General features: G+C 73.5%; 19 protein-coding genes. 8 read left to right on the top strand and 11 right to left on the bottom strand.

The genetic code is table 11. From position 1 onward, the window contains the following. Window positions 1–72 precede the first annotated feature (72 nt). From AMK16_RS25090 to AMK16_RS25075, 4 genes are all read right to left on the bottom strand, one after another. Entirely contained in the window at window positions 73–930 is an 858-nt protein-coding gene (locus tag AMK16_RS25090; RefSeq protein WP_073919594.1) for a 1,4-dihydroxy-6-naphthoate synthase, read from the bottom strand. After that, window positions 917–1,642, bottom strand: coding sequence for a futalosine hydrolase (locus tag AMK16_RS25085; protein WP_073919592.1), 726 nt, complete (start codon window positions 1,640–1,642; stop codon window positions 917–919). The genes AMK16_RS25090 and AMK16_RS25085 overlap by 14 nt, the downstream gene beginning before the upstream one ends. 13 nt (window positions 1,643–1,655) lie before the next feature. Next, entirely contained in the window at window positions 1,656–2,144 is a 489-nt protein-coding gene (locus AMK16_RS25080; protein ID WP_073919590.1) for a hypothetical protein, read from the bottom strand. A 133-nt stretch (window positions 2,145–2,277) separates the two neighbouring features. Next, entirely contained in the window at window positions 2,278–3,672 is a 1,395-nt protein-coding gene (locus AMK16_RS25075) for an MFS transporter (RefSeq protein ID WP_199885564.1), read from the bottom strand. Window positions 3,673–4,010: 338 nt separating this feature from the next. Here AMK16_RS25075 and AMK16_RS25065 point away from each other — a divergent pair, with 338 nt between their 5' ends. The 3 genes from AMK16_RS25065 (at window position 4,011) to AMK16_RS25055 (ending at window position 6,861) form a co-directional block, all read left to right on the top strand. Next, on the top strand, window positions 4,011–4,928 hold the full coding sequence (locus AMK16_RS25065) for a DUF3027 domain-containing protein (protein WP_073919588.1): 918 nt from the start codon (window positions 4,011–4,013) through the stop codon (window positions 4,926–4,928). Between the two features lie 115 nt (window positions 4,929–5,043). After that, window positions 5,044–5,265 (top strand): hypothetical protein, encoded by a 222-nt coding sequence (locus AMK16_RS25060; RefSeq protein ID WP_073919586.1) that lies wholly within the window; start codon window positions 5,044–5,046, stop codon window positions 5,263–5,265. Window positions 5,266–5,385: 120 nt separating this feature from the next. Continuing rightward, window positions 5,386–6,861, top strand: a complete 1,476-nt coding sequence (locus AMK16_RS25055; protein ID WP_073919584.1) for a flotillin family protein — start codon at window positions 5,386–5,388, stop codon at window positions 6,859–6,861. Window positions 6,862–6,924: 63 nt separating this feature from the next. Here AMK16_RS25055 and AMK16_RS25050 read toward each other — a convergent pair whose 3' ends face one another. Next, the gene (locus AMK16_RS25050; protein WP_073919582.1) at window positions 6,925–7,977 is read right to left on the bottom strand and encodes a hypothetical protein; all 1,053 of its coding nucleotides are present in this window, start codon (window positions 7,975–7,977) and stop codon (window positions 6,925–6,927) included. Window positions 7,978–8,053: 76 nt separating this feature from the next. Between AMK16_RS25050 and AMK16_RS25045 the strand changes: the two genes are divergently transcribed. Further along, the gene (locus AMK16_RS25045) at window positions 8,054–8,746 is read left to right on the top strand and encodes a GDSL-type esterase/lipase family protein (protein WP_073919581.1); all 693 of its coding nucleotides are present in this window, start codon (window positions 8,054–8,056) and stop codon (window positions 8,744–8,746) included. Window positions 8,747–8,805: 59 nt separating this feature from the next. Beyond that, on the top strand, window positions 8,806–9,795 hold the full coding sequence (locus AMK16_RS25040; RefSeq protein ID WP_073919579.1) for an aldo/keto reductase: 990 nt from the start codon (window positions 8,806–8,808) through the stop codon (window positions 9,793–9,795). A 183-nt stretch (window positions 9,796–9,978) separates the two neighbouring features. Here AMK16_RS25040 and thpR read toward each other — a convergent pair whose 3' ends face one another. The 3 genes from thpR to AMK16_RS25025 all read right to left on the bottom strand — a co-directional run bounded on the left by thpR (window position 9,979) and on the right by AMK16_RS25025 (window position 12,444). Then, window positions 9,979–10,530 carry an RNA 2',3'-cyclic phosphodiesterase gene (gene thpR / locus AMK16_RS25035; protein WP_073919577.1) on the bottom strand — a complete coding sequence of 184 codons (552 nt, stop codon included), beginning with the start codon at window positions 10,528–10,530 and terminating at the stop codon, window positions 9,979–9,981. A 103-nt stretch (window positions 10,531–10,633) separates the two neighbouring features. Next, window positions 10,634–11,980 (bottom strand): MFS transporter, encoded by a 1,347-nt coding sequence (locus tag AMK16_RS25030; protein WP_073919575.1) that lies wholly within the window; start codon window positions 11,978–11,980, stop codon window positions 10,634–10,636. A 26-nt stretch (window positions 11,981–12,006) separates the two neighbouring features. After that, the gene (locus AMK16_RS25025) at window positions 12,007–12,444 is read right to left on the bottom strand and encodes a MarR family winged helix-turn-helix transcriptional regulator (RefSeq protein WP_073919573.1); all 438 of its coding nucleotides are present in this window, start codon (window positions 12,442–12,444) and stop codon (window positions 12,007–12,009) included. 126 nt (window positions 12,445–12,570) lie between these two features. Here AMK16_RS25025 and AMK16_RS25020 point away from each other — a divergent pair, with 126 nt between their 5' ends. Next, window positions 12,571–12,753 carry a hypothetical protein gene (locus AMK16_RS25020; protein WP_030010567.1) on the top strand — a complete coding sequence of 61 codons (183 nt, stop codon included), beginning with the start codon at window positions 12,571–12,573 and terminating at the stop codon, window positions 12,751–12,753. 32 nt (window positions 12,754–12,785) lie between these two features. On the opposite strand, the gene AMK16_RS25015 is transcribed toward AMK16_RS25020, so the two are convergent. After that, window positions 12,786–14,240 carry an NCS2 family permease gene (locus tag AMK16_RS25015; RefSeq protein ID WP_073919572.1) on the bottom strand — a complete coding sequence of 485 codons (1,455 nt, stop codon included), beginning with the start codon at window positions 14,238–14,240 and terminating at the stop codon, window positions 12,786–12,788. 128 nt (window positions 14,241–14,368) lie between these two features. Between AMK16_RS25015 and AMK16_RS37465 the strand changes: the two genes are divergently transcribed. Further along, window positions 14,369–14,761: a DUF2530 domain-containing protein gene (locus AMK16_RS37465; RefSeq protein ID WP_107417237.1), complete on the top strand. Its 393-nt coding sequence runs from the start codon at window positions 14,369–14,371 to the stop codon at window positions 14,759–14,761. 183 nt (window positions 14,762–14,944) lie between these two features. Next, on the top strand, window positions 14,945–17,410 hold the full coding sequence (locus AMK16_RS25005; protein ID WP_073919570.1) for an HAD-IC family P-type ATPase: 2,466 nt from the start codon (window positions 14,945–14,947) through the stop codon (window positions 17,408–17,410). Window positions 17,411–17,428: 18 nt separating this feature from the next. Here the strand turns inward: AMK16_RS25005 and AMK16_RS25000 are convergent, their stop codons facing one another. Both AMK16_RS25000 and serC read right to left on the bottom strand, forming a co-directional pair. After that, window positions 17,429–20,575: a sacsin N-terminal ATP-binding-like domain-containing protein gene (locus AMK16_RS25000; RefSeq protein WP_073919568.1), complete on the bottom strand. Its 3,147-nt coding sequence runs from the start codon at window positions 20,573–20,575 to the stop codon at window positions 17,429–17,431. Window positions 20,576–20,799: 224 nt separating this feature from the next. Continuing rightward, window positions 20,800–21,918, bottom strand: a complete 1,119-nt coding sequence (serC, locus tag AMK16_RS24995) for a phosphoserine transaminase (protein ID WP_073919566.1) — start codon at window positions 21,916–21,918, stop codon at window positions 20,800–20,802. Window positions 21,919–21,972 lie beyond the last annotated feature (54 nt).

Here is a 21,972-nt window from a genome sequence, read left to right as displayed (position 1 = left end):
CGTCCGCCAACCCGCGTCCGCGAACCCGCGCCCCGCCCCTCGCACGAGCGGCGGGGCGCGGTCGTCCGGGCGCTACGGGAAAGCCAGCGCCCCGGCGGCGATGGCCGGTACCAGCCCCTCGGCCGCCGCCCGGGTCAACAGCCCGCGCACCGCCGCGTAACCGTCCTCACCGAGGTCGGCGGTGAACTCGTTGACGTAGAGTCCGATGTGCTGGTCGGCGACCGCCGGGTCCAGCTCCTGCGCGTGGGCCCGCACGTAGGGGCGGGACGCCTCCGGGTCCTCCCAGGCCATCCGGACCGACGTACGGGCGGCCTCGGCCAGCGCGCGCAGCCGTCCCCCGCCCAGCGAGCGCCTGGCGATGATCGCGCCGAGCGGGATCGGCAGACCCGTCGTGGACTCCCAGTGCTCGCCCATGTCGGCCAGGCAGTGCAGCCCGTAGTCCTGGTAGGTGAACCGGGCCTCGTGGATGACCAGTCCGGCGTCCACCCGCCCGTCGCGCACCGCCGGCATGATCTCGTTGAAGGGCAGCACGACCACCTTGCCCACGCCCTCGGGCAGCACCTCGGCCGCCCACAGCCGGAACAGCAGGTAGGCGGTGGAGCGTTCGCTCGGCACCGCGACCGTGGCGCCCGAGAGGTCCGCGCCGGGCCCGCGGGTGAGGACCAGCGGGCCGCAGCCGCGCCCGAGCGCCCCGCCGCAGGGCAGCAGCGCGTACTCCTCCAGCACCCAGGGCAGCACGGCGTACGACACCTTCAGCACGTCCAGCTCGCCGCGTTCGGCCATGCCGTTGGTGATGTCGATGTCCGCGAAGGTCACGTCGAGGGCGGGCGCGCCCGGGACCCGGCCGTGCGCCCAGGCGTCGAAGACGAAGGTGTCGTTCGGGCACGGCGAATACGCGATCCGCACGGCCCCGTCGTCACCGGTGCTCATGGCGTTCTCCCCAGTTCGCGAGTACGGGTCCCAGCGCGCGGAAGCCGTCGCAGAGGGCGGCGAGGGCGTCGCCGATCCGCCAGGCGGCGCGGTCACGGGGGCCCACGGCGTTGGACACGGCGCGGATCTCCAGTACGGACAGCCCGTGCGCGGCGGCCGCCTCCGCGACTCCGAAACCCTCCATGGCCTCGGCTCCGGCCATCGGGTGCCGGGCGGCGAGTGCGGCCGCCCGGGCTGCGGTCCCGGTGACGGTGGAGACGGTCAGGACGGGCGCGAGGAGCGCCCCGGTCGCCTCGGCGGCGAGGGCGGCGAGCTCGGCGGGCGGCAGGTGCACGCTGTGCCCGAAGCCCAGGGCCGCTACGTCGAGGAAGCCCTCGGGGGTCTCGGCCCCCAGGTCGGCGGCGACGATCGCGTCCGCCACCACCAGGGAGCCGGGCGGGGCGGCGGGCAGGAACCCGCCGCCGATGCCGGCGGACACGACGAGGTCGTACGCGGCGAGGGCCAGGGCGGTGGCGGCGGCGGCGGCGGCCGCCGCCGGCCCGACGCCCGCGACGAGCGTGTCGAAGGCGATGCCCGGCAGGTCCCGGCGCAGGACGGGGAAACCCCCGGGCAGGGTGCGCGGCTCAGGACCGGGGGTGTCCGGATGAGGGGTCAGCCCGGCGACGACGGAGTCTGCCTCCGCCGCCACCGCGGTCACGACGAGCACGCGCACCGGTGCCGTCCGGTTACTTGAGCTTCAGGTTGAAGGTCCAGACGGACAGCGGCTTGCCGTCCTCGCCCACCTGGACGAAGGCCAGCTTCTTGGAGGCCGGGGCCTCGCCCTGTCCGCCGGTCGCGAAGACGTCGGCGCCCGGGAAGCTGCGGTAGGTGTTCGCGGACGGCTCGGTGATGGGCTGGCCGTCCAGGACCGCCTGCCACTTCCTGCCGTCCTCGACGACCTCCGGCTCGACCCCCAGGCGCAGGGTGTCGCCGCGGGCGTACTCGACGGTCTTGGCGTCCTTCAGGTTGGTGAGGCACTCCTGGACCTTGTCCATGGAGAGCGGCGCCTTGCCGTCGTGGCAGGCGGACTCGGCGGACACCGACGTGGTGCCGACCGTCACGGTCGCCAGCGGTGTCGGCTTGTCGCAGGCCGAGAGGAGGAGGAGGCCGGCGGACACGGCTCCGAGGGCCGCGACGCTGCGGCGGGCCCTACCCGAGAAAAGCGGTGCGGTCATGAGCCGAAGGCTATCGGGCCGGTCGGCCGAGCCGCTGCACGGGGGTCTCCGGGTGCGGCGCCGACCGGCCGCACCGGTGCCCCGCGGAGCGGCGGTGCGGCGCGGAGCGGCGGCGCGGCGCCGTTGCCCGGGGCTACGCCACGCGGGGGCGGGACGTGCCCGGCTGGTGGCCGCCCGGGTGGTGGCCGGGCGACGTGAGGAGGCCGCGGACGGCCATCACCGCGCCCAGGGCGACCACGACCGCGGCCACGGACATGCCGAGGACGCCGTTCAGCGGCAGCGCGATGCCGATCGCACCGCCCAGCACCCACGCCACCTGGAGCAGCGTCTCCGAACGGGCGAAGGCGGAGGTGCGCACCGCCTCCGGCACGTCCCGCTGGATCATCGCGTCCAGCGAGAGCTTCGCCAGTGCCTGGCAGAAGCCCGCCGTCGCGCCCAGCACGGCCACGAACACCCCGCTGTAGAAGATCGCGGCCAGCACCGCCACCCCCAGCGTCAGGCACAGCACCGCCGCAATGATGGCCTCCGGGGCCCGCGCCCGCAGCCACGCGCCCACCGCCGTGCCGCACGCGTTGCCCACGCCCGCCGAGACGCCCACGATGCCCAGCGACACCGCCGCGCTCTGCCCCGCCAGCGGATGCTCCCGCAGCAGGAACGCCAGGAAGAAGATCAGGAAGCCGGACAGGGCGCGCATCGACGCGTTCGCCAGCAGCCCGCACAGGACCGAGCGGCTGACCGTCCGCAATCCCGGCCGGCGCGAGTGCGCCTCGTGCGTGGAGAGCCGCGCCCGCCGCTCCCCCTTCGCCTCGTCCACCTTGTGCGGCAGCGTGAACGCCGCGAAGGTGCCCCAGATGAAGATCACGCAGGCCCCGTACAGCGGCCACGGCGGCCCCACCGTCTGCAACAAGGCGCCCACCGGCGCCGCGGCGCCCGTGGCCAGCAGGCCGGCCAGTGTGACCCGGGAGTTCGCCTTGACGAGCGAGAACTTCGGCGGCAGCAGCCGGGGCACGACCGCGCTGCGGACCACCCCGTAGGCCTTGGACGCTACGAGGACCCCCAGCGCCGCCGGATACAGCTCCAGCCCGCCCGTGGCCACCGCGCCCGACATCATCAGCGCCAGCAGTGCCCGGGCGAGCATCGCGGCGGCCATCGCGGCCCGCCGGCCGTGCGGCAGCCGGTCCAGCAGCGGCCCGATCACCGGGGCCAGCAGGGTGAAGGGAGCCATCGTGATCGCCAGGTACAGGGCCACCCGGCCGCGTGCCTCGTCCGTGGGCACCGAGAAGAACACCGTCGAGGCCAGCGCCACGGTGATCATCACATCGCCGGCGCCGTTGATGGCGTGCAGCTCGATCAGCTTGCCGAGGCCCGACTCGCCGGCCCCGTGCGCGTGCGTGGCCCGCCGGATCCCGCGCGCCGTACCGGTGATCGGCAGGTGCAGGGCACGCCCCAGAGCCCGGCCGGCCCGCCTGGCCGGTCCCGAGCCGTCGCCGGACGACCGTGCGGATGCCACCTCGCCATAGTGCCCCAAAGGGCCGTGGCGGATGCGTCCCGGCGTGTCGCCGATGCCGTCGCCCCCGCCGTCGGGCCGGTGGCTTGTCCGCGAATCGGACTCTGCATGTGGGCCCCGGGCGTCTGAGGAGGTAGCGTGCGTAGCGCGCCACCGGCGGTTGCTCTTGGCCGCGCGCCTCTTCGCGATCCCGCAGAATGGATCGCAGTGAGGTGCGCCCGGAGTCCGATCGGGTGCGGACGTCGACGCGGCCCTCTGGTCCGCTCCGCCCGCGCCACGTACGGACAGCACCGGCGGGTCGTTGTGGACGACAGTACGGACGGCGCACTCGTGAGACGGCGTAGGAGAGAACGAGACCAGTGAGTGCTGCGACGACGCGAAGCCGTACCCCGCGTACCCCCGACCGCCTGTGCGTCGAGGCGGTAGAGCTCGCCCGTGCGGCGGCCGAGGAGGCCGCCTACCCCGGTGTGGTGGGTGAACACGTCTCCGCCGTCGCGGAGGGCGACCGGGTCGTCACCCACTTCTTCGAGTGCAAGGAACCGGGCTACCGCGGCTGGCGCTGGGCCGTCACCGTGGCGCGTGCCTCCCGCGCGAAGAACGTCACCCTCGACGAAACGGTGCTGCTGCCGGGCGACGACGCCCTGCTCGCACCCGAGTGGGTGCCGTGGAGCGAGCGGCTGCGCCCCGGCGACATGGGCCCCGGCGACCTGCTGCCCACCGACGCCGAGGACCTGCGCCTGGAGCAGGGCTGGTCCGGCGAGGACGCCCCGCCGCCGAATTCGGTGGTCTCCAGCGAGATGGCCGAACTCGTCGAGGCGGAGGACGCCGACGTCACCGACCGCGCGGTGGTCCCGGTCCGCGGCTCCATCACCTCGGTCGCCGAGGAACTGGGCATGCGGCGCGCGCGGGTGCTGTCCCGCTACGGGCTGCACAGCGCGGCCGACCGCTGGGACGAATCGTTCGGCGCGAAGACCCCCATGGCGCAGGCCGCCCCCGCCTCGTGCGTGTCGTGCGGCTTCCTCGTCGCGATCGGCGGCTCGCTCGGCCAGGCCTTCGGCGTCTGCGCGAACGAGTTCGGCCCCGCCGACGGACGCCTGGTGTCCCTGTCGTACGGCTGCGGGGGCCACTCGGAGGCCGCCGTCATGCCCAAGCCGCTGCGGCCCGCACCGCCGGTCCTCGACTCGATGGCCTCGGACGAGTTCCTCCTGCGCCCCGCGCCGGACACGGGCTCGGTGCCGGTCTCGGACCTGCCCGCGGCGGACCTCGGCCACTCGTAGGGGTACGGAGCCGGAAGCACCCCGCAGCGCCCCGCAGCACCCGTTGCGGCCCGCAGCACCCGTTGCGGCCCGCGCCGGGGGTCCCCCTTCCGGTCGCCCGGCGTACCCTCGGGCCATGGGGGACGACGTGGACATGATCGGCATGACCGGGCGGGTGACCGGGACGGTCGGGCCGGGGCTGGTGGGCGAGGTCATCGTCCGGATCAGGGGCGGGGCCGAGCACTTCCTCGCGCACCCCGTCCAGGGGACCGGGCGGCTCCCCGTCGGGACCGTGGTGACGGTGGTCGAGCACCTGCCGCCGCGCACGGTGTACGTGATGGCGGCCTACGGGAGCTGAGCCGGCGGGCGGCGTTGCGTATCAAGATGGCGACAAGACTGATCCGCCCACTTCACCGCGGGGCGCGACCGGCGCAGACTCGACCCCGTCGGCGCCGAACGGCGCCGCGCTAAGGGGGCGTTGCCGGTGGCTGTCGGCGTCGTGGCGGGAATCGTTCTCGCCTCAGTGGTGGTCGTGATCGGCCTGTTCAAACTCATGTGGCGGGTGGCCGAACCCAACGAGGCACTCGTCATCTCCGGGTCCAGGCACAAGACCGAAGGCCTCGGCGAAGGCATGGGGTTCCGGATCGTCACGGGGCGCGGAACCCTCGTACTGCCCGGTGTCCAGGCGGTGCGGAAACTGTCCCTGGACCTCAACGAGACCCAGCTGTCGGTGGACTGCGTCACCCACCAGGGCATCCCGCTGCGCGTCAAGGGCGTGGTCATCTTCAAGGTCGGCGACGACCTCGTCTCGATCGCCAACGCGGCGCGCCGCTTCCTGGACCAGCAGAAGATGATGCCGGAGCGGGTGCACATCGTCTTCGCCGGCCATCTGCGGTCGATCGTGGGCGGCCTGACGGTCGAGGACATGATCCGCGACCGCGAGAAGCTGACGGGGCAGACCCGGATGGCCTGCGGTACGGAGATGGAGAAGCTCGGCCTGATCGTCGACTCGCTGCAGATCCACGAGATCGAGGACCCGACGGGCTACATCAAGAACCTGGCGATGCCGCACGCGGCCGCCGTGCAGCGGGACGCGCGGATCGCGCAGGCCGAGGCGAACCGGCTGGCGACGGAGGCCGAGCAGGCCGCCTCCGCGCGGATGGCGCAGGCCACCCGCGACAGCGAGATCCTCCAGGCCGGCTACCAGGCGGAACGCGACAAGGCCGCGGCCACCGCCCGGCAGGCGGGCCCGCTGTCGGAGGCGGCGGCGCGTCAGGAGGTCGTCGTCCAGGAGACGCGCGTGGCGGAGCTGGAGGCGCACCGGCGCGAGCAGCAGCTCCAGGCGGACGTACGCAAGCCCGCGGACGCGGCGGCCTACGAGACGCGGACGCGGGCGGAGGCCGAGCGCGACGCCCGGATCTCGGCGGCGCAGGCCAAGGCGAAGGAGACGGAGCTGGCGGCGGCCGCGGAGGCCACGCGGGTGACGACGGCGGCCGCCGCGGACGCGAAGGCGACGGAGGCGCGCGGCCTGGCGGCGGCGACGGCCACCCGGGCCACGGGCGAGGCGGAAGCGGCGGCCACGCAGGCGCGGGGCCTCGCCGAGGCCGAGTCGGCGAAGGCGAAGGGGCTCGCCGAGGCGGAGGGCATCAAGGCACGGGCCGCGGCGCTGGCGGAGAACCAGGAGGCCGTGGTCGCGCAGCAGCTGGCCGAGAACTGGCCGGCGATCGTGGAGGCGGGCGCGGGGGCCTTCGGCAACGTGGAGCACATGGTCCTGCTGAACGGGGCCGAGGGCATGTCGGAGATGTTCGCGAAGGCGCTGACGATGGGCGGGACCGGCCTCGGCGTGGCCCGCCAGCTGCTGGCGTCCATGGCCCCACCGCACCCCGCGGGCAGCGCGGCTCCCCCCGCTCCGCCCGCACCGCCGAACGGCCGCATCCCCGTCCAGGACGCCTGACCCCCGGGGCGCCATGGCGGGCGGGGTGCGGGCGCAAGGGCCGGCCCCTTCCGCGGACGCGGGCTACGCGGAGGGGCCGCGCCGGCGCACGAGGCGCCTGGCACCGAAGACCAGGACCAGGCCGCCCGCCAGGACGAGGGCCCCCTTGCCGAAGCTGCCCGCGGGCCCCGCCGGGGGCGCGGCCCCCGGCGGGGCCCCCGGCTGCGGGGAGGCGGAGGCCCCCGGCCCGGCGGAGGCCCCCGGCCCGGCGGAGGCCGGGGCCACCGGCACGGCGACGACCCGGCTGCCCGCGCCCTCCGCGCCGAACATCAGCGTCGAGCCGTCCGCCGTGTACGTCACCGACTCCGCCTGCCCCTGCCACGGCGCGTCCACCTTCTCCCCCTGGCCCTGCGGCCGGCCGTCCTTCCACGGGTAGGTACGGGCCGCGAAGTAGCCCCGCAGGGTCAGCCGGCCACCGTCGGGGGAGAACGCCCCGTCCGTCACCCACGGCACCTCGGCGACCCGCCGGAACACGTTCTCCCCGGCGGTGGACAGCTGCTCCGGGCCCTCGTACAGCCCGCCCCCGTTCTCGTTCTTGCTCGCGATGTAGACCCGCCCCGTCACCGGATGCACCATCAGCGCCTCCGCGTTCCGCGGCCCGTCGGCGTACCGCACCGTGAACTGCGCGGCCTTGACGGTGACGTCGCCCAGCTCCTTGGGCTCCGGGAAACGGTAGATCCACACGTGGTCCCAGGTGCCGTCGCGGTTGTCCCCGATGTCGCCCACGTACAGCTGCCCGTCCGGCCCCAGCGAGATCGCCTCGACGTCCCGCGGCCGGCCGATCCCCGTCAGCGTCACCCGGGCCACCGTCCTGCCGGTCGCCGAGTCCACCGCGTAGACGTACGGCCCGTCGTCGCTGTCGTTGTGCGTCCAGTACACGCCGGGGTGGATCCGGCTGGCCGCAAGTCCGCTCGACTCAGTGATCCGCGGATCGGTGATGGTGAAGGAAGCCGCCCCCGGAACCTCCGCCGCCGGCGCGGCGCCCGGCAGCAGGACGACGGCTGCCAAGGCGCAGGCGGTGAGGGCCGAGGCGGTGAGTGCGGAGGCGAGGACGGCGGACGACGGCAGGAGGCGCATTCCCCCAGCCTGCCAGCCCGCGCGGGGTGTCCGGCATCACAGGGGCGCCCGTCGTGCGATCCGCGATGATGACCGGATGCGTTTCATGTTCGTCGGTGACTCCATGACCATCGGACGCGCCGGCGACTACACCTGGCGCTACCGCATGTGGCAGCACCTGAACGCCACCTTCGGCGGTCCCTTCTCCATCGTCGGCCCGCGCAGCGCGCTGTACGACGCCGCCGCCGACGCGCCCACCAGCCACGCCTACGCCGACCCCGCCTTCCCCGAGGAGGCCCGCCGCCACCTGGCCGGCTGGGGCGAGGGCTGGCAGCACATGGCGCCCTGCATAGGCCCCGCCGTCCGCGACGGGCGGGCCGACGTCCTGCTCGTCTCCCTCGGTCTGATCGACCTCGGCTTCTACACCGGCGCCGAGGACACCGCGGCCAACGCCCGCCGCTTCGTCGCGGCCGCCCGCGAGGCCCGCCCCGCCGTCCGGATGGTGCTGCTGCCGGTGATCCCGAACGTCCGGGCCGAGCAGGACGCCGCCTTCGCCGCCGAGGTGGCCCGCTTCAACGAGCTGCTGGCGAAGGCCGTCGCCGATCTGACCACCGCCGCCTCGCCGGTCCTGCTGGCCGCGCGCCCCGAGGCGTACGAGATCCACCGGGACACCTACGACGGCACGCACCCCAACGCGTCGGGCGAGCACCGGCTGGCGGGCGAGTTCGCGGCGGCCCTGCACCAGGCGTGGGGCATGGGCGGCCCCTACCGCCGGACGCAGGACCTGTAACACGCCTTTCACCGCGGGGCCTTGCCTGGAGTCCACTCCACGCAGTTGGCTGGTGACCCATGAAGTACACACAGCTCGGACGCACCGGTCTCAAGGTCAGCCGACTCGTACTCGGCACCATGAACTTCGGCCCCCAGACAGGGGAGTCCGAAAGCCACTCCCTCATGGACTCCGCCCACGACGCGGGCATCAACTTCTTCGATACCGCCAACGTCTACGGATGGGGCGAGAACAAGGGCCGCACCGAGGAGATCATCGGTACCTGGTTCGCCCAGGGCGGCAACCGCCGCGAGAAGACGGTGCTCGCCACCAAGGTCTACGGCTCCATGGCCGCCGAGGGCGACACCTGGCCCAACTACGACCGCCTGTCGGCGCTGAACATCCGCCGGGCCGTCGAGGCCAGCCTCAAGCGGCTCCAGACCGACTACATCGACCTCTACCAGTTCCATCACGTCGACCGGCGGACCCCCTTCGAGGAGATCTGGCAGGCCGTCGAGGTCCTGGTCCAGCAGGGCAAGATCCTCTACGCGGGCTCCTCCAACTTCCCGGGCTGGAAGATCGCCCAGGCCAACGAGACCGCGGCGCGCACCGGCCGGCTCGGCCTGGTCAGCGAGCAGTGCCTCTACAACCTGGCCGAACGGCGCGCCGAGATGGAGGTCATCCCGGCCGCCGAGGCGTACGGGCTCGGCGTCATCCCGTGGTCCCCGCTCCACGGGGGCCTGCTGGGCGGCGCCATCCGCAAGGCCGCGCAGTCGGGGCGCAGCGCCTCGGGCCGCTCGGCGGACGCGCTGGCCAACAGCTCGGTGCGCGCGCAGGTGCAGGCGTACGAGGACCTGCTGGACAAGCACGGCCTGGAGCCGGGCGAGACCGCCCTGGCCTGGCTGCTGACCCGTCCCGGGGTCACGGGGCCGATCGTCGGCCCGCGGACGCAGGAACAGCTCGACTCGGCGCTGCGCGCGGTCGAGCTGGAGCTGTCGGCGGAGGTGCTGGAGGGCCTGGACGCGGTCTTCCCGGGGCCGGGTGCGGCGCCGGAGGCCTTCGCCTGGTAGCGGCGAGCGGTTACTGCCCGACGGCGGCCGCCACCGCGACCACGACGAACATCAGCACGAGCACACCGGCCATCACACGGTTTCTGGTCTTGGGATCCACCCGTCGAGCGTAACGCGGCAGCCCCTGTGTCAGGGACGCAGGGGCTCTGCCGTGCCCGGGGACCGGGCGCGGCCGGGGCGCGGTCAGCCGCCGAGCGGCCAGGAGGCGGTGGTCTCGTACCGGGGCCGCTCGCCGGGGACGCCGCTGACGGGCAGGTTGCTGCGGACCAGGCTGAGGGTGTCGACGCGCCAGGCAGTGCCCTCGAAGCCCGAGAGGGCCTCCAGATAGGGATCCAGGGCGGCGCCGTCGCGGGAGCGGCCCAGGGTCAGGTGCGGGGTGTACCGGCGGTGCCGGTCCATCGGTACCCCGGCCCGCCGGGCTGCGGCGTCGGCCCGCTCGGCGAGCAGCCGCATCGCGTCGAGGTCCCCGGCCGCGCCCGCCCACAGGGCGTGCGCGCCGAAGTGGCCGGCGCCGTGCAGCCGCAGCCCGAAAGGCGCCGTCCGGTGGGCGGCCCGGGCGAGGCGGGCGTGCAGCTCGGGGAGCACCTCGTCGCGCACCTCGCCCAGGAAGGCGAGCGTGAAGTGCCAGCCCGCCCGCCCGGTCCACTTCAGCCGGTCGTCGCGCAGCGGGTCCACCGCCTCGGCCAGCTCGGCGACGGCGGCCTCGGGCGGCAGGACGGCGGCGAACAGTCTCATGTGCCGAGCTTAGGGGGCACCCGGCCGGCCCACCGGGCGCGGCGGCCCCCCGGGCCGGGGAGGACCGCAGGGGCCGGGCCGGCCCGGGGCCTGAGCTGCGGCGTCAGGCCGCCGCGACCAGTTCGCGGGTGTGGGCCCGGGGGGACGGGACGAAGGCCACGCCGCGCCGGCTCACGTGCAGGCGGAGGTTGCCCACGCGGGCCAGGACGACCGCGATCGCGACGGAGGCGAGCAGTGAGATCGCACCTCCCGCGGCCATGCCGATCCGGGCGCCGTAGGTGTCGGTGATCCAGCCGAGCAGCGGGGCGCCCAGCGGGGTGCCGCCGGTGAACACCATCATGAACAGGGCCATGACCCGTCCCCGCATCTCGGGGTCGGTCGCCATCTGCACGCTGGAGTTCGCGGTCACGTTGACCGTGAGGCCGAAGACCCCGATGGGCACGAGCAGCGCGGCGAACAGCCACAGGCCGGGCGCGAAGGCGGTCACGAGCAGCAGGGCGGAGAACAGCACCGCCGCGGCCACCAGCAGGCGCAGGCGGGAGTGCCCGCGCCGGGCCGCGAGCAGGGCGCCCACCAGGGAGCCGGCCGCGATCAGGGTGTTGAAGAGCCCGTAGGTGCCCGCGTCGCCGTGGAAGACGTCACTGACGTAGGCCGACAGCCAGATCGGGAAGTTGAACCCGAAGGTGCCGATGAAGCCCACGAGGACGATCGGCCAGATCAGCTCGGGGCGGCCGGCGACGTAGCGCAGGCCCTCGCGCAGCTGTCCCTTGGCGCGGGGCTGCGGCTCGACGGGGTGCAGTTCGTGCGCCCGCATCATCAGCAGGCCGGCGATGGGCGCGGCGAAGGACAGTCCGTTCAGCAGGAAGGCCCAGCCGGAGCCGACGGCGGTGATCAGCACACCGGCGATCGCCGGGCCGACCAGCCGCGCGGACTGGAAGTTGGCCGAGTTCAGGCTGACGGCGTTGGCGACCTGGTCCTTGCCGACCATCTCGGGGACGAAGGTCTGGCGGGCGGGGTTGTCGACGACGGTGACGAGGCCGAGCAGGAAGGCGGCGAGGTAGACGTGCCAGACCTGGACGTGTCCGGCCAGGGTGAGCACGGCGAGGGCGATGCCGGTCAGGCCCATGGCGCCCTGGGTGGCGATCAGCAGCGGCCGCTTGGGCAGCCGGTCCGCTAGTACGCCTCCGTAGAGGCCGAACATCAGCATCGGCAGGAACTGCAGGGCGATGGTGATGCCGACGGCGGAGGCGGAGCCGGTCAGGGAGAGGACCAGCCAGTCCTGGGCGATGCGCTGCATCCAGGTGCCGGTGTTCGAGACGACCTGTCCGGTCGCGAAGAGCCGGTAGTTCCTGATCCTGAGCGAGCTGAACATCGAGTTCGTGCCCGCGGGTGCGGCGGTGGTGGTGGATGTGTGGCCGGGTGCGGAATCTGCTCCGGTTCCCGTACTCAAAAGCGTTCGCCTCCTGGCGTCGTTCCTTACAAGTGGGCGAGCTTCTCCAGGACGGGGGCGGCCTCGCGCAGCTTGGCCCACTCGTCCTCGGTCAGCTCGGCCGCGAGACCGGCCAGGAAGGCGTTGCGCTTGCGGCGGCTCTCTTCGAGCATCGCCTCGGCTTCCTCCGTCTGGCGGACCACCTTCTGGCGGCGGTCGTCCGGGTGCGGCTCCAGCGTGACCAGTCCCTTGGCTTCCAGCAGCGCGACGATGCGTGTCATCGACGGCGGCTGGACGTGCTCCCGCCGGGCCAGCTCGCCGGGCGTGGCGTGGCCGCAGCGGGCGAGCGTGCCGAGGACCGACATCTCGGTCGGGCTCAGCGATTCGTCGACGCGCTGGTGCTTCAGGCGCCGGCCCAGCCGCATGACGGCGGAGCGGAGGTCGTTCACGGCGGCAGCGTCGTCGCCATGGGAGAGGTCGTGCATGTCCTTAGAGTAACTCATTACTTTCTCTAAGGAACACCGTTTCCCGCGTGTGCCCCATCACTCGTACGGGTGAGACGGCGGCGAAAAGCGGCTCGCGTCCACGCTCCGTGCCCCGACTCTTTCGGCATGGGGACACATGTGCTCAGCATGCGCATAGACGGGGAGCTCCTCGACAGGCTCCGGATTCATGCCGCAAAACGCGGAATGAGCGTCCAGGACTATGTGGTCCGGACGCTCATCCGCGATGACTTCGACGAGCGCTTCAAGGCGGCCGTCGACGAGACAGAGAAGTTCTACGGGCTGACGTGAGCCGGCGGGAGCCGGTGTGAGCCCGGGGCGGGCTACGTGAGGCCGAGCGCCGGCATCGCGTAGTAGAAGACGAACACCGCCGCCACGACGTACATCGCCACCGGGACCCCCCGGCCCCGGCCGGTCGCCAGGCGCAGCGCGCAGAAGCTCACGAAGCCGATGCCGATGCCGTTGGTGATCGAGTAGGTGAAGGGCATCATCACCATGGCCAGGAAGGCCGGGACGGCGATGGTGAAGTCGCTCCAGTCGATGTCCCTGACCGACCCCGCCGTGATCAGGAAGCCGACCGCCACCAGGGCGGGGGTGGCCGCCTGCGAGGGGACCATCGTGGCGAGCGGGGTGAGGAACAGCGCCACCGCGAAGAGGGCGCCCGTCACCACGTTGGCCAGGCCCGTACGGGCGCCCTCGCCGACCCCGGCCGTGGACTCCACGAAGCAGGTGGTGGCCGAGGAGGAGGTCGCGCCGCCGGAGGCGACGGCCAGGCCGTCGATCAGCAGGACCTTGTTGATGCCGGGGAAGTTGCCGTCCCGGTCGATCAGCTTCGCCTCGTCGCCGACACCGAGGATCGTGCCCATGGCGTCGAAGAAGCAGGACAGCAGCACGGTGAAGACGAACAGGACGCCGGTCAGTACGCCGACCTTGCCGAAGCCGCCGAACAGGCTGACCTGGCCGACGAGACCGAAATCGGGGGCGGCCACCGGGTTGCCCGGCCACTCGGGGACGGTGAGGCCCCAGGCCTCGGCGGGCATCCGGGTGATCAGCTGGACGGCCACGGCGACGACGGTCATCGCGATGATCGAGATCAGGATCGCGCCCGGCACCTTGCGGATCATCAGGGCCAGGGTCAGCAGCACGCCGATCACGAAGATCAGTACGGGCCAGCCGTCCAGGTGGCCGTTGAGGCCGAGCTGGAGCGGGACCGTGGTGTGCGCGGCGTCGGGGATGCGGGAGACGAAGCCGGAGTCGACCAGGCCGATCAGCAGGATGAACAGGCCGATGCCGATGGCGATGCCCTTGCGCAGGCCCAGCGGGACGGCGTTCATGACCCGCTCGCGCAGGCCGGTGGCGACCAGCAGCATGACCACGAAGCCGGCCAGGACCACCATGCCCATGGCGTCGGGCCAGCTCATGCGGGGGGCGAGCTGGAGGGCCACGACCGTGTTGACGCCGAGGCCGGCCGCCAGCGCGATCGGGACGTTGCCGATGACGCCCATGAGGAGCGTGGAGAAGGCGGCCGTCAGGACGGTGGCGGTGACCAGCTGGCCGCCGTCGAGCTGGTGCCCGTACATGTCCTTCGCGCTGCCCAGGATGATCGGGTTCAGCACGATGATGTAGGCCATCGCGAAGAAGGTCGCGAGGCCGCCGCGGATCTCGCGGGACACGGTCGAGCCGCGCTCGGAGATCTTGAAGTAGCCGTCCATGCCCGAGCTCTCCCGGGAAGGCTGCTCCGGGTTCGTGGGCGCGGGGGCGGGGGCCGGGCTGCTCATACGGTCCTCATTGGGTGGTTCATACGAAGAAAATGGGCCACGCCCAAACCGTTTCAGTATGAACACATGAACGAAGGGCCGTCCATCTCCGCGCGTAGAACCCGCACGGGCGCACCTAGACTGGCCGCATGGCGAAATGGACTGCGCAACACGAGGCTCCGGAGCCCCTGGAGGGGCCGGTCGTCGCGACCGTCACCGGCGGCACGATCCTCTGGTTCGCCCTCTTCGTCGTGCAGCTCCCCTTCTACGGATGGTTCTCCGACCGCGGCCAGCTCTGGTGGGTCTGGACGTGCGCGGCCGGCGGCTTCCTCGGCCTGATCGGCATCTGGTACGTCCGCGGCCGCGACGCGGCGCTCAAGCGGCATGCCGCCGAGCAGGCCGGCGGCCCGGACGTGCCGGAAGCGGCCGGACCGGCTCCGCAGCCGGGCCTGCCGGGCCGGCCCGACCAGCAGGACCAGCAGGACCAGCAGGACCAGCAGGACCAGCAGGGTCACCAGGGTCAGCAGGGCCAGGCGGGCTAGCGGCGGGCTGGAATCGCCAGACCTGCGCCAGACCCTGGGTCAACCCTGCGACAGGGCGGGGTCCCGTGGTCGATCCGGTGGACTGCCGGGGGACCCCCCGGGGGACGGTCCCGGTCCTCCCGACGCCGGAACGTCCGGGTCCTCGGCGGGTGAACCGTTCGGACCGCGCTTAACGTCGAAAGCATGACGCAGCGGGCGAAGACCGAATCCGAGGGGCCGGAGCCGGGCGGCGGGGCCGCCGGTCCCGGCGTCGACGCGGGCTCGGAGCCGGATCCCGCACACCCCGTGCGGCCGCCCGCTCCGCGGTTCGAGCCGGGCGGTCTGAGCACCGCCGAGGTCGCCGAACGCGTCGCCCGCGGGGACGTCAACGATGTCCCCGCACGCTCCTCGCGGTCCGCCACCGACATCGTCCGGGGCAACGTCTTCACCCGCTTCAACGCGATCATCGGCGTGCTCTGGGTGGTCATGATCTTCGTCGCGCCGATCCAGGACAGCCTCTTCGGCTTCGTGATCATCGCGAACACCGGCATCGGCATCGTCCAGGAACTGCGCGCCAAGAAGACCCTCGACGGCCTCGCCGTCATCGGCGAGGCCAGACCGAGCGTGCGCCGCGACGGCCGCACCGCGGAGATCTCCACCTCCGAAATCGTCCTCGGCGACGTCATCGAACTGGGTCCCGGCGACAAGGTCGTCGTCGACGGAACGGCCGGGGAGGCCGACGGACTGGAGATCGACGAGTCCCTGCTCACCGGCGAGGCCGACCCCGTCCTGAAGAAACCCGGCGACCCGGTCATGTCCGGCTCCTTCGTCGTGGCCGGCGGCGGCGCCTTCACCGCCACCAAGGTCGGCCGCGAGGCCTACGCCGCCCAGTTGGCCGAAGAGGCCTCCCGTTTCACGCTCGTCCACTCCGAGCTGCGCTCCGGCATCTCCACCGTCCTCAAGTACGTCACCTGGATGATGATCCCGACCTCGATCGGCCTGGTCATCAGCCAGCTGGTGGTCAAGGACGACGACCTGAAGGACGCCATCGCCCGGGCCGTCGGCGGCATCGTCCCGATGATCCCCGAGGGGCTCGTCCTGCTCACCTCCGTGGCCTTCGCGATCGGCGTCATCCGGCTCGGCCGCAAACAGTGCCTGGTCCAGGAGCTGCCCGCCATCGAGGGTCTCGCCCGCGTGGACGTGGTCTGCCTCGACAAGACCGGCACCCTCACCGAGGGCGGCATGGACGTCACCGAGCTCCGCCCGCTCGCAGGCGCGGAGCCCGGTTACGTCAAGAAGGTGCTCGGCGCCCTCGGCGAGTCCGACCCGCGACCCAACGCCAGCCTCCAGGCGATCATCGACGCCTACCCGGACAGCGCGGAGTGGCGCTGCACCGAGTCCCTCCCCTTCTCCTCCGCCCGCAAGTACAGCGGCGCCAGCTTCAGCGAGGGCGACGGCGAGAACAACACCTGGCTGCTCGGCGCCCCCGACGTCCTGCTGCCCGCCGGGGACCCGGCGCTCGACGAGACCGACGCGCTGAACGCCCGGGGCCTGCGGGTCCTCCTGCTCGCCCGCTCCGCCCGCGAACTGGACGACCCGGCCGTCACCCGCGGCGTCCGCCCGACCGCCCTGGTCGTCCTGGAGCAGCGGCTGCGCCCCGACGCCGCCGACACCCTGCGCTACTTCGAGGACCAGGACGTCACGGCGAAGGTCATCTCCGGCGACAACGCCGTCTCCGTCGGCGCGGTCGCCGGCAAGCTGGGGCTGCCCGGCGCGGAGCACACCGTCGACGCCCGGGAACTCCCGGCCGAGCGGGCGGAGATGGCCGCGGCCCTCGACGGCAGCGCCGTCTTCGGGCGCGTCACCCCGCAGCAGAAGCGGGACATGGTCGCCGCCCTCCAGTCCAGGGGCCACACGGTCGCCATGACGGGCGACGGCGTCAACGACGTCCTGGCCCTGAAGGACGCGGACATCGGCGTCTCGATGGGATCGGGCTCGGAGGCCACCCGCGCCGTCGCCCAGATCGTGCTCCTGAACAACAGCTTCTCGACCCTCCCCGCGGTGGTCGCCGAAGGGCGCCGGGTCATCGGCAACATCACCCGGGTGGCCACCCTCTTCCTCACCAAGACGGTCTACTCGGTGCTGCTGGCCGTCCTCGTGGTCTGCTCACAGGTCGAATACCCCTTCCTGCCCCGCCACCTGACGCTGCTGTCCACGCTCACCATCGGCATCCCCGCCTTCTTCCTGGCCCTGGCGCCGAACAAGGAGCGCGCCAGGCCGCACTTCGTGAAACGGGTGATGCGCTACGCCATCCCGGGCGGTGTGATCGCCGCAACGGCCACCTTCGTGACCTACCTCGCCGCCCGCCACCACTACGGCGGCCCCGACGCACTGAAGCCCGAGACCAGCGCGGCGACCCTCACCCTGTTCCTGACCTCGATGTGGGTGCTGGCGATCATCGCCCGCCCGTACACGTGGTGGCGGGTGGGGCTGGTGGGCGCCATGGCGGGTGCCTTCCTGATCGTGCTGGCGGTCCCGTGGCTCCAGACCTTCTTCCAGCTCAAGCTGGAGGGCGTGACGATGCCGTGGGTCGCGGTGGCCGTCGCCGCGGCCGCCGCGACCCTGATCGAGTTCACCTTCCGGTGGGTCGACCGCAGGTTCCCCGCCTGAACCCTTCCGGTCACAGCACTAGTCGAACCAGCGGTCGCGGGCCAGTTCCGCCGTGCGGGTGGGGTCCTCCAGGAGGGCCGCCACCTCGAAGCGGCGCGGCCACTGGCCCGCCGACCAGGCCAGGCCGGCGGCCACGCCCTCCAGGGTGGAGGCGTGCAGGGTGCCGTCGGGGGTGAGGCGCCAGTCCAGCTCGACGCCGCCCGCGACCAGCTCCTCGTGCTCGACGTACGTGGCCGGGGTGGCCGGGCCCAGCAGGGCGCGGACCGGCTCGGGGACCTCGTGCTCCTCGCCCGGGGTGGTCACCTCCGCCGGGACCGTCTGCGACAGGCGCCGGACCTGGAGCAGCTCCGCCAGGTCGGCCGCGCGGGACGGCGCCACCGGCAGCAGCGGGAGGCCCCGCGTGAGGGGCAGCAGGTCGGGGGCGTCGGCGATGACCGCCTCGGTCGCGTCCACGACGCGGACCTCGCCGTCCACCACCGCGCGCAGCTCGTCGGGGAGGGTGACCTGCTCGGGGTCCAGGCCGGACAGGGCCGCGTACAGACCGTGCAGGCGGTGGCCGGTCACCTCCCGGTCCGGGTCGGCGAGGCGGCCCAGCAGTTCGGCCGCGCCGCCGGGCTCGTCCAGCAGGGCGCGCACCGTGGTCCGTACGCCCAGCGCCCGCAGGACCTGCTCGTCCTCGAAGCCGGTCGCGTCCGCCGGGGTGTACAGGCCCTCCAGCAGCGGGTCGCCGCCCGCCGCGCGCAGGCCGGCCGGGCGCCGGCCGTCGAGCACCGGGTGGTCACGCAGCCACCAGGCCGTGTACGGGCGCACGGACTGCGTGGTCCCGTCCGGGAGCAGCACCCGCACGGGCTGGGTGAGCGCGTCGCGCAGCGGGGGCTGCGCGAGCATGGCCAGGGCCTGCGGCCAGCAGTCGTCGTCGACGAGGTCGAGGTCGCGCACGGCGACGAGTTCGGTCGCCACCGGCGGCACGGGGGTGTCCGGCAGCTGGTCGAGCACGTCCTCGCACCACACGTCCACGGCGTCCAGCAGGCCGGCGTCGTCGGGCTCGGCGAAGTCGCCCTCGCGCGGCTCCAGTTCGTCCGGGTCCAGGACCACGTCGGTGGCGCGGACCAGCTGGAAGGCGGCCAGCACCCCGCAGGCGGTGAGGGTGTCGGCGTCCCACCGGGAAGCCAGCTCGGCGTCGAGGTAGGGGATCTCGTCCTCGCGGATCACCGAGGCGAGGGGCGAGCCCGGCAGCAGCAGCTCGCCGGCCGGGGTGAGTTCGCCGTCCTCGTCGGGCAGGGCCAGGGCGGCCAGCCAGGGCTCGTCGCCCGGCGCCAGGCCGGCGTCGCGGACCAGGCCCAGGACGACCTCGGCCAGTTCGTCGGCGTCCAGGGCGTCGGCGTCCTCGTCCCAGATCTCCCCGGCGTCGAGGGAGGCGGCGACGGCGGCCCGCACCTGCGGCGTGGTCAGCACGGCCCGCGCGGTGGCCGGGAGGGCGCCGAGCTTCTCCAGCAGCGGGTGCGCGGCGTCCGGGTGGGCCACCTTCAGGCCCAGCCGGGCCAGGTCCGTCGTCGCGCCCGGGGACGTGTCCGCGCCGGGCAGCAGGATGTGCCGGGGGCCGATCGCGGTGCGGCCGTCGGCGAGCGGCACGGGCAGCCCGGACAGCCGGTCGGGGTCCACCCCGGCCAGGCTGTCGTAGAGCCGGTGCCACCAGTCGGGGGTCCGCTCGATGCCGGCGATCCGCTCGATGGCGTCGCCGAGCGGGAGCCGGCCCACGCCCAGGGCTCGCAGCTCGGAGCGGCGCTCCAGGCCGGCGGGGAGCAGGGTCGGCAGGACCTCGGCGAGGACCCGTACGGTCTCGGCGCCCGCGCCCTCCACGACCTCGGCTTCGAAGGGGCGCAGCGCCTCGCGGGCCCCGGCGTCGTCGGGCCGCTCCATGACCGCGGCGGGCGCCAGGAAGGCGGTACGGGGGAGCCGGCGCAGGATGGCGGCCCGCAGGGCGCCGTCCAGTTCGCCCTTGCCGAGCGGGCCGGGGACCAGGTCGACCAGGGCGGTGGTCACCGGGTCCCAGGCGCCGAGGAGTTCGGCGTAGGCGTCGGCGGCGCGCTCCACGAGGAAGTCGGTCAGCGGGCCCGGCGCGGGGTGTCGGCGGGTGGTGTCCAGCGGCAGGGTGGCGATGAGCAGGGCCGGGATGCCCAGGGGCTCGTCGGTGGGGGTCGGCGCGTGCACGACGGGCGCGGTCGCCGGGCGCAGCGGGGCGCCTTCGGTGTCGACGGGCACGGCCCAGGACAGCGACCAGGCGGGCCGCAGCCGCTCCTCGACGGGCCGGTCGGCGAGCAGGGCCCGCTCGATGGGGCCGCCGTGGTGGACGGTGCGCCAGCGGTTGGTGCCGGTCAGGGAGTCCTCGACGACCGTGTAGGGGCCTTCGTCGCGGCGGTGCAGGGCGCGGGTGCCGGCCGGGGTCTCCACGACGACCTCGCGCAGCCCGGGCAGGGTGAGCAGCAGGGCGTCGTCGATGGAGGCGAGGAGGCGTTCCACCAGGTCCTCGGCGGCGGTGTCGCGCAGCGGGAGGACCACGACGGTGTCGTAGCCCTCGGGGGCGGTGCCCTCGGCGGGCAGCGGGAGCCGCAGCAGCGGGACGTGGCCGTCGCGGCGGCGCAGTTCGTCGCCGAGGCCGGGGCTGCCCACGGCGGCGCCCCGGGCGAGTTCGCGGGCCTCGGCCAGGGACCAGCGGACGCCGCCGTGGCGGCCGAGGACGGCGGGTTCGTCGCAGACGGCGAGGACGGCGGCGAAGCCGACGCCGAAGCGGCCGACGGTGTCGCCGGAGCCGGTGGACTCCCGTTTGGCGGAGGCGCGCAGGGTGCTCAGCGACTCCACGCCGGTGGCGTCCAGCGGGGCGCCGGTGTTGGCGACGGCGAGCACCGCGGGGCCGTCCTCGCCGGGGTGCAGGGTGAGCCGCAGCCGGCCGGGCACCCGGGCGCGGGCCGCGGCGTCGGCGGCGTTCTGCGCGAGCTCGACGACGAGCCGGTCGCGGTACCCGCCGAGCGCCAGGTCCTCCTCGGCGTTGGCGTCCTCGCGGAACCGGGCAGGGCCGGCGCCCCACGCGTCGAGCACTCCGCGCCGCAGCCGGGCCGTGCCGAAGGGGTCCACGCCGCTCTGGGCCGCCGTCACTCGCACGCTCACGCCGCTGCCTCCAAGAATTGCCGTACCGCGAACTCCTGAAGGTAGCGCGTACGGTCCTGCCCTCCGGTCGTGAGGTGGGCGAAGACCACGACGCCGGCGTCCGGGTGGCGGTCGGCGGTGAGCCCCCGCCCCAGGTGATCAGGCGCAGCCCGGCCCCGCCGTGGACGCCGGAGCCCCCGGTGACGACACGTCACCGGGGGCTCCCGCGTGCTGCACGCGGTCCGTTACAGCTTCTCGATCACGTAGTCGATGCACGCCGTGAGCGCCTGCACGTCCGCCGGGTCGATCGCCGGGAACATCGCCACACGGAGCTGGTTGCGGCCGAGCTTGCGGTACGGCTCGGTGTCCACGATGCCGTTCGCACGCAGCACCTTGGCGACGGCCGCGGCGTCGATGTCGTCCGAGAAGTCGATCGTGCCGATGACCGCGGAACGCTTGTCGGCGTCCGCGACGAACGGGGTCGCGTACTTGGACGCCTCGGCCCAGCCGTACAGGTTGCGCGCGCTGGCCGCCGTACGGCCGGTCGTGAATTCGAGGCCGCCCTGGCCGTTCATCCACTCCAGCTGCTGGTCCAGCAGGAAGAGGGTGGACAGCGCCGGGGTGTTGTACGTCTGGTTCTTCAGCGAGTTGTCGATCGCCGTCGGCAGCGAGAAGAACTCCGGGACGTGCCGGCCGGAGTCGTGCACGCGCTGCGCCCGCTCCAGGGCGGCCGGGGAGAACGCGGCCAGCCACAGGCCGCCGTCCGAGGCGAAGGACTTCTGCGGGGCGAAGTAGTAGACGTCGGTCTCGGTGATGTCGACCGGCAGACCGCCGGCGCCGGAGGTGGCGTCCACCAGGACGAGTGACCCCGCGTCGGCGCCCGCGACGCGCCGGACCGGAGCCGCGACGCCCGTGGAGGTCTCGTTGTGCGTGAAGGCGTACACGTCCACACCGGCCTCGGCGGACGGCTCGGGGTGCGTGCCCGGCTCCGAGGAGATCACGGACGGGGCGTCCAGCCACGGCGCCAGCTTCGCGGCCTTGGCGAACTTGGAGGAGAACTCGCCGAAGGTGAGGTGCTGGGACTTCCGCTCGATCAGTCCGTGGGTCGCGATGTCCCAGAAGGCGGTGGAGCCGCCGTTGCCCAGGATCACCTCGTAGCCCTCGGGGAGGGAGAAGAGGTCCCGGAGTCCCTGACGCACCGAGCCGACCAGGTTCTTGACCGGGGCCTGGCGGTGCGAGGTTCCGAGCAGGGAGGTTCCGGTGGCGGCGAGGGCGTCCAGCGCCTCGGTCCGCACCTTGGAGGGGCCCGCGCCGAAGCGTCCGTCGGCGGGCTTGATGTCAGCGGGAATCTGGATCTCAGCCACGAGCGGAGCGTATCGGGTCCGGGTGCGGCGTTCCGAAGCGCGTCCACCCGGTGA

This window comes from Streptomyces sp. CB00455 (assembly GCF_001905445.1).
Lineage (GTDB): Bacteria > Actinomycetota > Actinomycetes > Streptomycetales > Streptomycetaceae > Streptomyces.
The sequence above is the reverse complement of the archived record's forward strand: the minus strand, read 5'-3'. Positions and strand labels throughout refer to the sequence as shown.

Coding starts and splice junctions, on each gene's coding strand:
- AMK16_RS25050 (WP_073919582.1), bottom strand. CDS start 7,977: ATGCGCCTCCTGCCGTCGTCCGCCGTCCTCGCCTCCGCACTCACCGCC.
- thpR (WP_073919577.1), bottom strand. CDS start 10,530: ATGAGACTGTTCGCCGCCGTCCTGCCGCCCGAGGCCGCCGTCGCCGAG.
- AMK16_RS25005 (WP_073919570.1), top strand. CDS start 14,945: ATGACGCAGCGGGCGAAGACCGAATCCGAGGGGCCGGAGCCGGGCGGC.
- AMK16_RS25090 (WP_073919594.1), bottom strand. CDS start 930: ATGAGCACCGGTGACGACGGGGCCGTGCGGATCGCGTATTCGCCGTGC.
- AMK16_RS25040 (WP_073919579.1), top strand. CDS start 8,806: ATGAAGTACACACAGCTCGGACGCACCGGTCTCAAGGTCAGCCGACTC.
- AMK16_RS25015 (WP_073919572.1), bottom strand. CDS start 14,240: ATGAGCAGCCCGGCCCCCGCCCCCGCGCCCACGAACCCGGAGCAGCCT.
- AMK16_RS25025 (WP_073919573.1), bottom strand. CDS start 12,444: ATGCACGACCTCTCCCATGGCGACGACGCTGCCGCCGTGAACGACCTC.
- AMK16_RS25060 (WP_073919586.1), top strand. CDS start 5,044: ATGGGGGACGACGTGGACATGATCGGCATGACCGGGCGGGTGACCGGG.
- AMK16_RS25045 (WP_073919581.1), top strand. CDS start 8,054: ATGCGTTTCATGTTCGTCGGTGACTCCATGACCATCGGACGCGCCGGC.
- AMK16_RS25080 (WP_073919590.1), bottom strand. CDS start 2,144: ATGACCGCACCGCTTTTCTCGGGTAGGGCCCGCCGCAGCGTCGCGGCC.
- AMK16_RS25020 (WP_030010567.1), top strand. CDS start 12,571: ATGGGGACACATGTGCTCAGCATGCGCATAGACGGGGAGCTCCTCGAC.
- AMK16_RS37465 (WP_107417237.1), top strand. CDS start 14,369: ATGGCGAAATGGACTGCGCAACACGAGGCTCCGGAGCCCCTGGAGGGG.